This window comes from Alkalihalobacillus phoenicis (assembly GCF_047302405.1).
Taxonomy (GTDB): domain Bacteria; phylum Bacillota; class Bacilli; order Bacillales; family Bacillaceae_D; genus Alkalihalobacillus.
Genome location: NZ_CP154853.1, coordinates 2041143 through 2055006, shown reverse-complemented (window position 1 = coordinate 2055006; position 13864 = coordinate 2041143). Strand labels below are relative to the sequence as shown.

Below are 13864 nucleotides of genomic sequence, written 5' to 3'. Positions count from 1 at the left end.
TTTAAGAAATGTTTCTTAAAATGCGGGTAATCTTTTTTTGATTTCATAGCCTATATATGAAGACGGTAACTATTGAGAAAAGCACTAACATCCAGCAATACGAGCAAATCCGGTCATTTCAACCAGACACTTGCCAATATGCTTTTTTGTCACAAAAAAAGCCACCGAATAGGCAGCTTCTAAAAAATTAATGAATGGTCCGAAAGACTCCAATTACTTTCCCTAAAATAGTCACTTGTTTTAACAAAAGTGGGTCCATTGTTGAATTCTCAGGTTGTAAACGAATATAGTCTTTTTCTTTAAAGAAACGTTTAACCGTCGCTTCTTCATCCTCTGTCATGGCGACAATGATATCACCATTATTAGCTGTTTGTTGTTGTTTAACAATGACCATATCACCGTTAAAAATTCCAGCTTCTATCATACTGTCTCCTTCAATGACGAGAACATATGTCTGTTCATTGGCTGCAAGATGTTCAGGTAAAGGCAGATACCCTTCGACATTTTCAATCGCGGTAATGGGAACGCCGGCTGTTACTTTTCCGATAATCGGAATGTAATTAGCTTTTCTTTCTAGATGTTCCACTTCAACGATATCATCCTCTAAGTTTAAAATTTCAATCGCTCTAGGTTTAGTTGGGTCTCTTCGAATATAGCCCTTTTTCTCCAGTCTTGAAAGATGACCGTGGACGGTTGAGCTTGAAGCAAGTCCAACTGCTTCCCCAATTTCTCTAACGGAAGGTGGATAGCCTTTTTTTCTTACTTCTACTTTAATATAATCTAAGATTTCTTGCTGTCTTTTTGATAGTTTTGTAATCGTCAACGTTCGTCACCTCGCTTTATATTTCCTATATGACTAAATTGTACCATGCGAACATATGTAATGCAAACATAAGTTCTAAAAACTGTTGACACAAACGAATGTTCTCGTTTATAGTTAAAGGGAACATACATTCTATATCGATAAGGTGGAGATATACATGATTAAAAAACTAAGCGGTCAAGAGAAATTTATCCTTTTATGTGGTGTTATAACTTTTGCATTTATGTCATTTACGCTATTATTACCTAATGATAAAGATAGTTTTGATACAATTGTTTATGAAGAGGACGCAAATGAGATTGAGTTAGTTATATCTAAATTCGAATTTGAAGAAAGAATGGATCAAGATAATCAGCTAACTTTTAATAATAAAAAGGTGGAAGCGAGCGAGAATGTTAACAGATGAAGTAATTATTTATTGTCGAGTCAGTACAAAAAAAGATACCCAGCAAACTTCTCTTGAAAGACAGAAAAAAGAGTTGGTGGAAATGGCTAAAGCTCAGAATTGGTCGATTTTTGCTATCTATGAGGAAATAGAGAGTGGTTATTCTATCGAGCGGGACGAGCTTTTGCAAATGCTTGAGGACTGTAAAAGTCAAACCATTACCAAAGTTCTTGTACAAGATGACACGAGATTAGGCCGGGGCCATGCCAAAATGGCGATTTTACATGAGTTAGGGAAACATCAAACAAAAGTGTATACCTTACAGCAACAAGGGGAGTTACAGCTTTCAGAGGCGGATAGTATGGTACTAGAAATCGTATCTATTGTGGAAGAATACCAGCGGAAACTCCATAATTTAAAAATTAGTCGAGGTATGAAATCTGCTATTCAAAAAGGATATCAACCTGAACGTAACCTCTCAAACCATCATGCAGGTGGCCGAAGTAAGCTAGAAGTTCCCATTGAAGAAATTGTTCGTTTAAGAAGTCGTAAATTAACGTTCCATGATATTGCGGCAACATTACGCGGATTCGGTTATGATGTTTCAAAAGCGACTGTACATAGGAGATATCAACAATATGTCGCTCAATTAGAGAAAAGTGAAGAAAGTTAACCGTTTTCTTTTTTGATAACCTATTATGAATCAAGCCAAAAGCTTGCATCTAGAAAAATAGGCATGCTACACTCTTATAGAAATAAAAGTAAAATGGGATCATCTTTGCTTTTAAGAAAGTGAGTGGATAATATGTTATCGAAGGATAAAATTGAACGCATAAATGAACTATCAAAGCGTGCGAAAACGGTTGGATTAACTAAAGAAGAAGAAAAGGAGCAACAAAAGCTTCGTAAAGAGTATTTACAAACTTTTCGAGGGGCCTTTAAAAATCAATTACACAGTGTCAAAGTGGTTGATGAAAAAGGCGATGACGTTACACCAATGGCATTGAAGGAAAGTAAAAAAAATTACAAGGGCTTCTCACATTAAAATCTAGAACTACTATCATTTGAGCTAACGAATAATTGATAGTAGTTTTTTGTATGATAAAATTTCCGAGATGTATTAATCGAAAATTCAGTCTTCAATTGTATACTTAAAAAATAAAAGGTAAAAATCCTTAGGGATACTAAGAATTAAAAGAATATTCTTATAAAATTTTCATGCTCTTATGCTTGTGATTTAGAGCAATAAAGGATATGATTAAAACGTAAAAATGCACTTTGAGGAAAGGATGAAAATGATTTATGACAACTAATATCGAACAAGTTGCAATCAATACGATTCGAACGCTTTCTATTGACTCAGTTGAAAAAGCTAATTCTGGTCATCCGGGTATGCCAATGGGGGCAGCGCCAATGGCATTTAGTTTATGGGCAAAATTTATGAACCATAATCCTGAAAATCCTAATTGGCAAAATCGTGATCGATTTGTATTATCAGCAGGTCATGGTTCAATGCTCTTATATAGTTTATTACATTTAACAGGCTATGATCTTTCATTGGAGGATTTAAAGGAATTTAGGCAATGGGGTAGTAAAACACCAGGGCATCCTGAATATGGTCATACTCCAGGGGTTGAAGCAACCACAGGTCCTTTAGGGCAAGGTGTTGCGATGGCTGTTGGAATGGCGATGGCCGAAAGACATTTAGCTGCGACTTATAATAAAGAAGACTATGCGATTGTCGATCATTATACATATAGCATTTGTGGAGATGGGGACTTAATGGAAGGCGTTTCGGCTGAAGCGGCTTCATTAGCAGGCCACTTGAAACTAGGGCGTTTAATCGTCTTGTATGATTCAAATGATATTTCATTAGATGGCGATCTTCATATTTCATTTTCTGAAAGTGTAGAGGATCGTTATAAAGCATACGGCTGGCAAGTTATCCGTGTAGAAGATGGAACAGACTTAGATGAAATTGGACAAGCTATTCAAGCCGCTCAAGCAGATGATCGTCCAACATTAATTGAAGTGAAGACTGTGATTGGCTTTGGTTCTCCAAACAAATCAGGTAAATCAGCTTCACATGGTGCACCACTTGGACCGGATGAAATCAAATTAACGAAGGAATCTTATCAATGGGTGCATGAAGAAGATTTCCATGTCCCAGAAGAAGTTGCTCAATTCTTTGCTGAAAATAAAGAATTAGGAAAGAAAAAAGAGCAAGAGTGGAATGATTTATTTGCTTCTTATAAAAAGGCTTATCCTGAATTAGCGGCTCAATATGAACTAGCTGTAAAAGGTGAGTTACCACAAGGGTGGGATGCAGAAGCCCCTGTTTATGAGGCGGGTTCTAGCATTGCGACACGTTCATCTTCAGGTGAAACATTAAATACATTTGCAAAAACAGTTCCACAAATCTTTGGTGGTTCAGCTGACTTAGCCGGATCAAATAAAACATACATGAAAGATCTAGGTGATTTTTCGCGTGATCATTATGAAGGACAAAACATTTGGTTTGGTGTTCGTGAATTTGCGATGGGAGCAGCTATAAATGGAATGGCCTTACATGGCGGAGTGAAAGCATTTGGAGCTACTTTCTTTGTTTTCTCTGACTATTTACGTCCAGCTATTCGTTTAGCAGCTCTAATGAAGTTACCTGTCATTTATGTCTTTACACATGACAGTATTGCTGTTGGTGAGGATGGTCCAACCCATGAACCTGTTGAGCAATTAGCTGCTTTAAGAGCTATGCCAGGTCTTTCGGTTATTCGTCCAGGAGATAGTAATGAAACGGTTGCTGCTTGGAAGCATGCTTTAGAAAGCGAAGATACGCCTACAGCTCTTGTCTTAACTCGTCAAAACTTAACGACGCTTGAAAGCACAGCAGAATTAGCCTATGATGGGGTTAAAAAAGGTGCTTACGTTGTTTCAAAAGCAAGTGGAGAAGCTAATTTATTACTCCTTGCTTCTGGTTCAGAAGTACCATTAGCTGTTGAAGCTCAAAAAGTACTTGAAAAAGAAGGCATTTATGCAAATGTTATTAGTATGCCAAGCTGGGATCGTTTTGAAAAGCAATCTCAAAGCTACAAAGATGAAGTATTACCACCAGACGTTACAGCTCGTCTAGGAATTGAGATGGGCTCATCATTAGGATGGGGTAAATATGTAGGGTTTAAAGGAGACGTTCTTGCTATTGATACATTTGGTGCCTCCGCTCCTGCAGATAAAATTTTAGCTGAGTATGGATTTACGACGGAGAATGTTGTCGCAAAAGCAAAAGCATTAATTCAATAAATGAATGGGGTGTCTCAAAAGCCCTTAAAGAGAAAAAGATTCGAGAAGCTTTTAGCTTCTCGAATCTTTTTTTAGGCGAATCTGGGTATAAATTTGTTTTCGAGTGAGGGGCGATAAGGCGAAGTGCAACGGAAAGGGAACGGATGAAAGTCTATGATATCTCTTTCGTCATTAGGTAGAAAGAGGATTCTATGACCCTTTTGAAACGCAATCTTTCCTGTATTATGAGATTCGTATGGAGATTTTAGAAAAATAAAGGTATACGATCTTTTTCGACAAAATTAGTTGTTTTCTTCTCCAGTTTCAGACAGCAATTTTATACACGCTTCTTTATAATAAGAAGAAAGCTTGTCTGAGGAGGGATGACGATGAGACATTATCAAATCTATTTGTTACAGGAGAAAGTAGCCAGTCATTTTTTTGGACAGGAACCTAAGTTGTTTCAATTATTTTCTGACCGTAAAAATGCTTCGATTGCTGACCGGTTTATTTTTGATAAACAAATTGAATTTATCTCAAAACCGTTACCAACTTTACTTCTTCAGCAAAAGGTGAAGCTATCATTAAAAGGGTATTCGAGCTATTCTGAATTAAATTTAAAACATCAAATTAAGATTCACAAGCCAAATAGTTTTGCGGAACTATTGATACATGGTCATTATTTATCTTTAATGGCTGAAGGTGGTCCAGAGGCAGAGACGATTTTCTTTGAGATTTTACGGAAAGTAGATCCTTGTTTTTTTGCTGTTGATGTCGAACATGATCATTACGGCTGGTTAAATCCGATTCGTCAAGTGAAATATTTTTCCAGCAGTTATTGGAATTAAAATGTTTGAAAAAATAAAAATCCTTCCTTCATTCAGAATCTTAGCGTCATTTGTTTTAATTCTTCCAAAAATGATTGGAGAAGAGACTTTTAAAACAGTGTTTGTTAAGATATAATAAAAAAGGTTGATTCAAGCAAATGTAAAAGGAAGCTTGAACGTTTTAAAAGGCTGAAGGAGGAAGTTGGACTTATGTGGATTCATATCCTAGGGTATACTATAGCCGTTCTAGCAGGAGCTGCTATCGGATTTTTTATCGCAAGAAAAACAATGATGTCTTATTTAAAGAAAAATCCACCAATTAATGAGCAAATGTTAAGAGTGATGATGATGCAAATGGGACAAAAACCATCACAAAAGAAAATCAATCAAATGATGCAAGCGATGCAAAAGCAACAAGGGAAGTAATCTACTTGTATCAATTTAAAGTGGGAAGCATAGGGGAGATTTACTGAACGATTTTATCTTTCCCTATAATTCACTTAAAATTTTTCTATAGGCTTATAAAACCACGTTTTCTCCAAGAATTTAGGAGAAGGGGTGGTTTTTTGTATTGCAGGAATTTATTTATGATAATTTAGACAAGAGTTATATGAAAAAATGCTCATTAACAAGCAGGTTGAGAGAGTGGTTTTGGGCGATTTTGTCAACATGTTAAAAAATGAAAGACTGATTTCACAAAAAGTATTCATAGTGAAGAATTGTAACTTTTTCTGAATTCCTGTATCTTAAGTATATACATATTGGTTTTGTTATGAATGAAAGGGTTGAATAGATTGGATAATTTTTATTTAATAGTGACATCGATTGGTGCTGTTTGTATGGCGATTTTGGCGATTGTTGTTCGTTTAAAATCTCAGAAAAAACCAGCGTCAATTAAAAAGATTGTATTACCACCTATATTTATGTCTACTGGCTTTTTGATGTTTTTATATGAACCAACGCATTTAACGACACTTCAGGTCATAGAGGCAGTCGCAGTTGGCTTGCTTTTTTCGGTATTATTAATTAAGACGTCTAAATTTGAAATTAAAAACAATGAAATTTTTATGAAACGCTCGAAGTTATTTGCTTTTATTTTAGTTGGCCTTTTGGCTTTGCGCATTATTTTACGATTCATATTAGGACAATCGATTGCGATAGAACAGATCGGTGGAATGTTTTTTATTTTAGCGTATTCGATGATTATCCCGTGGCGTGTTTCGATGTATTTCTCGTTTCGTAAAACCGAGAAAGAGCGTGATGAAGCAAGTGATGCCTTTAATGTTCCTGTGCAATCTTAACCAAGCCATTTATAAATCATTGACTAGCTGTTAAATAGAGCTATTGTTTAGTTTACACGGGGTCAATCCGATAGAGGACAATTAAAAACATCTTTAAGTACATTCAGTTATGGTTTATATACTGACAACTTGGAGGTGTTTTTTTATGGGAACAAGAGCCTGTTACTTTGCAGAAATTAAGTGGTAAGCAATGGAAAGGAGATAAAAGGGTGGGGGAGTTTAACAGATTTTATATAAGAGGGCTCTAACTTTCAGTCCAATCAATAGTTCCGCTTACTCTAAGTATATTTGATAAAAAGGCCAAACCATTTTTAGATCTAGCCTTTCATTTATACCTTCTATTAACTTGTCTGTTCAAACAGATTTTCATATGGTTGAACATCAATCTCGAGCTCGCCTAGTTTTTTTCGTAAAAATTTATGATCGCGTTTTGGTGTTGCGATAATGTACCCACGGATAATATAATCGAGCGTTATTTTTTTAGCTTTTTCTTCGTAAACAAGCTCGCTAATTTTGCCTGCGATTTTCCCTTTTGCTACATCTCTAAATAGTTCCGGTACAGGTTCTACTAGTTCATTTAACAATTTTTTATTGTCATCATCCCATAAATGGAGTGTTTTTTCGATATAAAACTCCTGCCAATCCAAAATTGATTTGCCGTCATCTTTTGGAAGACGTTTAAGAAATTTCCGGAACATAAAATATCCACCGATAAACATGACTGTTACTAAAAAGATTGTCCAAAAGACGATAAACCACATAAACCAATCATTCATATCTGTCACCTCATTTTGTATCGTCTTTATCCTACCACATTTTGATAAAAAAAGTGAAATAAGATCTCCTCAATATGGACCTATCACATCGTTTATAAAGAAGTGTTCATAAACTTTTCTTTGGATCTTTTTTTTTGTTTTGCTATGATGGATGAGGGGTGAATAAGATTATGGTATATATTATTAGTTACGGTATTCATGTATTAATTTCGGTTATCTTTTTTATTTTAATCCCTCTGCCTATTCTTTTAAAAGGAATTCGATTAACAGAGGTACATAAACTGCAAGTCGTCTTAAAGATTTATCAAACGATTATCAAAGTGGCTCATGGTGCCATTGTCATTTCGGTTGTGACAGGTGTATGGATGATTTCAGATTGGTTCTCTTTATGGACATGGGCTGTGTTGATTTTATGGTTAATCATCGGAGCTTTATTAGGTGTAACAGCAAAGAAAATCAGAGAAATGTTTGGCTATTTAAGTGAACAGAGAGAGTTGCATGATGAAATGGCATCCTTGTTTTTATCGACATTATGGCTCGCTTTAGCCTTGATTGCGATGTTTGCATTAAAAATATTACCGTATTTTTATACTTAATTAGAAAATGAGCTCTTACTTGAGAGTGGAAGGAGGGGAAATGATGACAAATGAAGAAGCAGCTTCTTTAATCCAAAAATTACGTGAGCGGGAAATGGAAAGTTACCGTGTTTCTAAAGAAGATTTTTTACTCTTTCGTGCTGTTTTGACAAAGCAAGAGGATTTTTTAAGTTTTAGGGGTAATGCCCAGCATCGTGGTGATGTGATTTATACATATGAACCTGGTTGGACAAAATGATAGTATATATAGGTTTCAATAATGGTTGTTAGTCATAAAAAGAACGGCCCTAAAGGTAGTTTCCTTTAGGGCCGTTCTGTTCTTTTCTTTATCATTAATCTAAAATCGTTACATTTACTTGCTGACGTCCAAATTGGATGGCTTCTTCTTTAGTTGGAACATGTAAATCAATTTTATTCCCTTGAATAGCTCCACCTGTATCTCCAGCAATCGCTTCTCCATAACCTTCTACGTAAACACGACTACCTAGTGGAATGACTTCTGGATCAACGGCAATGACTTTTTTGTCACGGTCATTTCTTAAATCGATTCCTGTTGATGTAATCCCAGAACAGCCTTCACATTCAGCTGTATAAGCTGTTGCTTCAACAGATAATGTTTGACCTTCCTCTGTAGGTTCGTGCTGCTCAGTAGACGTATTGTCTGCACTATTTGTTGACTCTTCTGTTGTTTCATTGGAAGTTTGAACGACTTCTCTTTCTTCAGCTACTTCCTTCTTTTGAGAAGGGTAAATTGAATTGTATAGAGCACCAAACGTTTGTGGGCCTGCAATTCCGTCAACGGTGATTTCAAAATCTTTCTGAGCATCGAGGACAGCCTTTTCCGTTTCCTCGGTAAATTCACCGTTTATTTCTCCCTCATAAAAATCAAGATCCGTCAATATTTCTTGTAACGTTTCTACTAAAAAGCCTTCATCCTCGATTCTAAGTACAGAAATCGCACCTAATGTTTGGGGACCTGCGATTCCATCGACCAATAGATTATGTTCTTTTTGAAACTTTTTGATTGCTTCTTTTGTATTTTGACCGAACACGCCATTTTCGGAATCTCCGTCAAAGAAACCGCGTTCTTCTAGTTTTTCTTGTAACTCTTCAACTTGGGAGCCTTCCATGCCTTTTAACAACAAGCTTTCTTTTTCTGCAGCTGCCGCGGAATGGCTTGGAGCAAATAGAAGAAACATTCCTGCTGCTGCAAGCGGTAATCCGAACCGTTGTACTACTCTTGATGTTGATTTTGTTTTCATCAAAAGAAAACCTCCTTTAATTTTTAAGCAAAAAGTGTTAAATGGAAAAATGCCTTTTGCGCACATTGATTCAATATGAATAAAAGTGGAAAGAATTACTTGCATCCATATTGAATATTTTAGTCCGGAAAAATTTCCGGTCCAATGAGTGCAATGCTAACAGCCGAAATGAAAAGAGGCAAGTAAATGTCTCTCTATTTAATTGAAATGAAATCTTCTTGTAACGTTTCCTTGGTGAACGTTTTAAACGTCATCGTTTTGTTATGATTTATCCAAGTTTTTTCCAATCGATAAATTCAAGATAGTTTTTATATAGTTGACAAGTTATTTTATTGTCGGACAGTTGCTTGGGGAGGGTACAATGAATTATTGGGCAGAAAGAGAATGAAAGCAAACAGATTGTCCAAAAACCAAGTTCCTAAAACAATTTGCTCGTCATAATTTTTTTAAGAAGTTCATGTTGTTGACCAACGTGATCTTGGCGTGGAATAAAATGTATAATCATTATTTGTTGTGATAAATCTTAAAAATAATGCCGTTAATCTTTTTAACCCTGACATCTATAATGTCAGGGTTAATGGTGTAAGATTCTCTATGTTGGGAGGTTATAGATTGAAACTTATTCGATTGTTAGGAATAACTGTTGAATTATTAACGAACAAGAGAGTCAATGCGACAGAATTGGCGGATAAATTTGAAGTTTCGATTCGAACGATTTATCGAGATATTGAATTAATCAATCAGTCTGGAATTCCAGTTGCTTCATTTTCTGGAACAGAGGGTGGATTTGAAATCATGGAAGGCTTCTTTTTGACAAAGCAACATTTTAATTTAGAAGAGTTTATGCTTATTTATCAACTTTTAAGTGGGGTACAAGGAGCAGTTGGTGGTGAAAAATTTCGGACACTTATGAACAAACTAAGTTCTATCCAGCCCTCACTCTTACAAGGTGAATTGAAAAATAATATTCAATTTGATTTAAGTGCAACAGAAGAAGAAAAGAAACTTGTTCTTCCTATTGTCGAAGCGATTGACGATACGAAAAGAATCTCCTTTTCATATATAGATGCTTCTGCCAACATAACAAAACGAAAGATAGAGCCGCTCCAACTTATTTGGGAAAAAGGAGTATGGTATGTCAAAGCATTTTGTATAATGAGGAAAGAAGAGCGATATTTTCGTTTATCACGTATCAGTAACTTAGCGATAACAGATGAAAAGTCTCGGCATTTTTCACGAAAACCAATAGTTGATAAACAATTAGACGATGGGTTCCGTGTGCATTTACATTTCCGTTTATCTGCTCAACCGCGAGTTTTTGAACAATTTCCTGGTCAATGTGTAAAAAAAGAAGATCATATTGAAGTTAAGACAACTTTTTACTCGATTCACTATGCTTTATCTATTTTGTTAAGTTATGGTTCAAATGTGAGAGTACTATCTCCAATAAATTTGAAGGAAGCTCTTATAAATGAGCTACAGAAAATTCAACAACTATATCGAAAGGAGTTAAAGGAAAGAGAGGGGGGTTTGACGAAAAATAAATAATATCTCTATTTGTTAATGAAGATGCTTTGCTAAAAGAATCAAAATTGAGGATAAAAATGAATTTATTTAAGTTAGAAACAATAATAATAAAAGAGCTTTTTTGAAAAGAGCTCATTTGAATATTAGGAGGAAATAGTTTGAGAATAAATGTGAAAAAAGAACAACCATTCGAGTGGGCCGTTGAAACAAAAGGATTGGTGAAAGTTTTTGGTGATCATACCGCTGTGGATGGTGTAGATTTAAAGATCAAAAAGGGTACGGTTTACGGGTTTTTAGGTCCTAACGGTGCTGGAAAAACAACAACCATTCGAATGTTGGCGACATTGCTTAAACCAGATGCGGGTTATGCACGAATTTTTGGACATGATTTAGAAACAGAAACAAAAGAAGTGAGAAAAAGAATTAGTCTTACTGGCCAGTATGCTTCCATTGATGAGGATTTAACAGGATTAGAAAATTTGATAATGATTGCCAAACTCACTGGTTTTAAGAGCAAAGAAGCAAAAGCACGCGCATTGGAGCTTTTGCAGGCATTTCGTTTAGAAGATGCAGCCAAAAAGCAAGTAAAAAAATACTCAGGTGGAATGAGAAGACGTATCGATATTGCGGCAAGTATTGTGGTTACACCAGATTTGCTTTTTCTTGATGAGCCAACAACTGGACTCGATCCTAGAAGTAGAAATCAAGTTTGGGATATCGTTCGAGCATTAACAAGTGTAGGAACAACAGTCTTACTCACTACTCAATATTTAGAAGAAGCGGATCAACTAGCGGACCGAATTGCGGTGATCGATAAGGGTAAAATTATTGCGGAGGGAACGAGTCAAGAACTAAAAGCATCAGTAGGTAAAGGTAAATTGACCGTGACCATTACTCACGCTGAAGATAGTGAGAACGTATCAGCTATTTTAACAAGGTATTTAGATACTCCTCTTAAAGTGTCTGATGACAAGACAGTGTTTGTAGCTCAAGTGAGTGATCCTTCTAGAGTAGCAGAAGCTATGGGTGAACTAGTTCGTTCAAATATAGAACTGCTTGATTTTTCGCTTGGTCAACCGAGCTTAGATGAAGTATTTTTAATGTTAACGAATCAATCAGAAGTAGTAGATAAACAAAAAGAAGGGGTCACGACATGAACCATCATTCTGAAAATCAACAAGGAACAAATGAACAGTTACTTCAGGCAATTGTAGCAGGAAAACGTCCTAATCGACCAAGTGCCTTTTCTTCAACTTTAACCTTTTCGCAACGAGCTTTACTACGGATTAAACATGTCCCAGAACAGCTATTTGATGTAACGGTATTTCCAATTATCTTTTTACTTATGTTTACCTTTTTATTTGGGGGAGCGATTGCTGGTTCCACAAGTGAATACTTACAATTTTTACTTCCGGGAATTCTTGTTATGACGGTCGTACAAATTACGATGTATACAGGGCTTGACTTAAACAAAGATATACAAAACGGAATTTTTGACCGCTTTAGAACATTACCCCTTTGGTTGCCATCTGCTCTTATCGGTGGACTGTTGATTGATGTTCTTCGTTATACGATTGCATCTGTCATCATGATTATCCTTGGCTACGCCTTAGGATTTCGTCCTGAAGGCGGCTTTTATGGAATGAGTATGGCGATTTTACTCATTTTGTTATTTTGCTTTAGTGTCTCGTGGATATGGACTACACTTGGGTTAATTATGCGCTCTGAGAAGTCGCTTATGTTAGTAAGTATGATGGTTCTTTTCCCACTTACTTTTGTCAGCAATGTGTTTGTTGCCCCTGATACACTTCCTAATTGGCTCCAGGCTTTTGTTGAAGTCAATCCAATCTCACTGCTTGTAAATGCCGTACGTGGTTTCATGCATGGAACAATAACAACAGAAGCAATTATGTGGGTATTCTTAACTTCAGGAATTATTCTCATCATTTTTGCTCCTATTACAATGTATTTATATCGAAATAAAAAATAAAGAAATACAGTGATTGGGTATGAAGAAAGTGTTTCTTAATCACGTTAGTTAGACAATAAGAAGCCAGTAACTTATCGAAAAGTTGCTGGCTTCTTAATTGGTAATGAAAACCATGAGGAGCCAAATTAGGGTGCGAATGAATCGGAATAGGTAATGAAAATCATGAAGAGTTAAAATTAGGGTGCGAATTGATCACAATAAGTAATGAAAACCAAGAGGAGCTAAAATTAGGGCGCGAATTAACCGTAATAGGTAATGAAAATCATGAAGAGCCAAAGTTAAGGTGCGTATCCGTCGTAATAGGTAATGAAAACTCTGCAAAGCCAGGATTAAGGTGCGTATCCTTCGAAATAGCTAATAAAAAACCAAGCAAAGCCAAGTTTTTCGTTTAATTGTATCGCACATAAAAATAGGACACCCACTATCGTCACTATGACGTTAGCGGGTGTCCTGCGCTGCTCTATAATTATTTTGTTGTCTTGGTAATCTCTAAAAAAGCTTTAATTCCTTCGATTCCTTGGAAAGTAAAGAGACTTAAAGCAGTTAGTGAGAAAAAAACGACCATAATTAAACGAAACATCATCATTGGCGGTTCCTCCTTTTTGACTTTTTATTTGTCAGAAAAAGCTAGGAGCCGATCTAAATAATTTGATTGATAAAGTTTCGGGTAAAGAAACAATCTGTTATTATTGACCAGATGGAACTGACCAAATAGAAACAAAATCATACTAATCATGATCATACTGAGATAATAAATATTCGTTCCTTGGTCATCACCACCGTTAAGCAGATTGTGATGAGAGGAATCCTCAGCAGATACTGACAGATTTGGTGAAGACCAATCATAGCCATGTTCATTTCCATTATTAAAATTAAAGAGATAAAAAACTAGTAACAAGAGACAGATTGATAGAATAAACGAAAAGCTGAGTCTTTTTATCAATGCTATCACCCCTTTAATTTTAAAAATGATTAACCTTTATTATATATGCTCTGACCTTTTTGGGGAAGAGGAGATTTTGTCGAGGCCGCTTCCAAAATTTTTTAGGTGCTTTTACATACCCCAAACGAAGAAACGTGCATTGTCTCATTTTCCAAAGT

General features: G+C 35.8%; 16 protein-coding genes. 12 read left to right on the top strand and 4 right to left on the bottom strand.

The annotated features are described in order from the left end of the window. Positions 1–187 precede the first annotated feature (187 nt). Positions 188–817, bottom strand: a complete 630-nt coding sequence (gene lexA, locus AA0017_RS09775) for a transcriptional repressor LexA (RefSeq protein ID WP_413382528.1) — start codon at positions 815–817, stop codon at positions 188–190. Between the two features lie 163 nt (positions 818–980). Here lexA and AA0017_RS09770 point away from each other — a divergent pair, with 163 nt between their 5' ends. From AA0017_RS09770 to AA0017_RS09740, 7 genes are all read left to right on the top strand, one after another. After that, positions 981–1229, top strand: a complete 249-nt coding sequence (locus AA0017_RS09770; RefSeq protein ID WP_413381366.1) for a hypothetical protein — start codon at positions 981–983, stop codon at positions 1227–1229. Further along, on the top strand, positions 1216–1881 hold the full coding sequence (locus AA0017_RS09765) for a recombinase family protein (RefSeq protein WP_413381364.1): 666 nt from the start codon (positions 1216–1218) through the stop codon (positions 1879–1881). Before AA0017_RS09770 ends, AA0017_RS09765 begins: the two co-directional genes overlap by 14 nt. 132 nt (positions 1882–2013) lie before the next feature. Next, the gene (locus AA0017_RS09760) at positions 2014–2253 is read left to right on the top strand and encodes a DUF896 domain-containing protein (RefSeq protein WP_413381362.1); all 240 of its coding nucleotides are present in this window, start codon (positions 2014–2016) and stop codon (positions 2251–2253) included. A gap of 257 nt (positions 2254–2510) precedes the next feature. Beyond that, positions 2511–4505 (top strand): transketolase, encoded by a 1995-nt coding sequence (gene tkt, locus AA0017_RS09755; RefSeq protein ID WP_413381360.1) that lies wholly within the window; start codon positions 2511–2513, stop codon positions 4503–4505. 368 nt (positions 4506–4873) lie between these two features. After that, positions 4874–5332, top strand: a complete 459-nt coding sequence (gene sirA / locus AA0017_RS09750; protein WP_413381358.1) for a sporulation inhibitor of replication protein SirA — start codon at positions 4874–4876, stop codon at positions 5330–5332. 189 nt (positions 5333–5521) lie between these two features. Then, positions 5522–5737 carry a YneF family protein gene (locus AA0017_RS09745; protein WP_003324501.1) on the top strand — a complete coding sequence of 72 codons (216 nt, stop codon included), beginning with the start codon at positions 5522–5524 and terminating at the stop codon, positions 5735–5737. A gap of 368 nt (positions 5738–6105) precedes the next feature. Then, the gene (locus tag AA0017_RS09740) at positions 6106–6612 is read left to right on the top strand and encodes a CcdC family protein (protein ID WP_413381356.1); all 507 of its coding nucleotides are present in this window, start codon (positions 6106–6108) and stop codon (positions 6610–6612) included. A 341-nt stretch (positions 6613–6953) separates the two neighbouring features. On the opposite strand, the gene AA0017_RS09735 is transcribed toward AA0017_RS09740, so the two are convergent. Next, positions 6954–7388, bottom strand: coding sequence for a DUF2621 domain-containing protein (locus tag AA0017_RS09735; RefSeq protein WP_413381354.1), 435 nt, complete (start codon positions 7386–7388; stop codon positions 6954–6956). Between the two features lie 170 nt (positions 7389–7558). Between AA0017_RS09735 and AA0017_RS09730 the strand changes: the two genes are divergently transcribed. Together AA0017_RS09730 and AA0017_RS09725 are read left to right on the top strand one after the other, a co-directional pair. After that, on the top strand, positions 7559–7984 hold the full coding sequence (locus AA0017_RS09730) for a hypothetical protein (protein WP_413381352.1): 426 nt from the start codon (positions 7559–7561) through the stop codon (positions 7982–7984). Positions 7985–8027: 43 nt separating this feature from the next. Next, positions 8028–8222, top strand: coding sequence for a hypothetical protein (locus AA0017_RS09725; RefSeq protein WP_413381351.1), 195 nt, complete (start codon positions 8028–8030; stop codon positions 8220–8222). Positions 8223–8316: 94 nt separating this feature from the next. Here AA0017_RS09725 and AA0017_RS09720 read toward each other — a convergent pair whose 3' ends face one another. Further along, on the bottom strand, positions 8317–9246 hold the full coding sequence (locus AA0017_RS09720; RefSeq protein WP_413381349.1) for a peptidoglycan-binding protein: 930 nt from the start codon (positions 9244–9246) through the stop codon (positions 8317–8319). 612 nt (positions 9247–9858) lie between these two features. Here AA0017_RS09720 and AA0017_RS09715 point away from each other — a divergent pair. The 3 genes from AA0017_RS09715 to AA0017_RS09705 all read left to right on the top strand — a co-directional run bounded on the left by AA0017_RS09715 (position 9859) and on the right by AA0017_RS09705 (position 12763). After that, a complete protein-coding gene (locus tag AA0017_RS09715; protein ID WP_413381347.1) occupies positions 9859–10794 on the top strand; it encodes a helix-turn-helix transcriptional regulator in 936 nt (311 codons plus the stop codon). 137 nt (positions 10795–10931) lie between these two features. Further along, entirely contained in the window at positions 10932–11930 is a 999-nt protein-coding gene (locus AA0017_RS09710; protein WP_413381345.1) for an ATP-binding cassette domain-containing protein, read from the top strand. After that, positions 11927–12763, top strand: a complete 837-nt coding sequence (locus AA0017_RS09705) for an ABC transporter permease (RefSeq protein ID WP_413381343.1) — start codon at positions 11927–11929, stop codon at positions 12761–12763. The genes AA0017_RS09710 and AA0017_RS09705 overlap by 4 nt, the downstream gene beginning before the upstream one ends. Positions 12764–13373: 610 nt before the next feature. Here the strand turns inward: AA0017_RS09705 and AA0017_RS09700 are convergent. After that, positions 13374–13706, bottom strand: a complete 333-nt coding sequence (locus AA0017_RS09700) for a hypothetical protein (protein ID WP_413381341.1) — start codon at positions 13704–13706, stop codon at positions 13374–13376. Between the last annotated feature and the right edge of the window lie 158 nt (positions 13707–13864).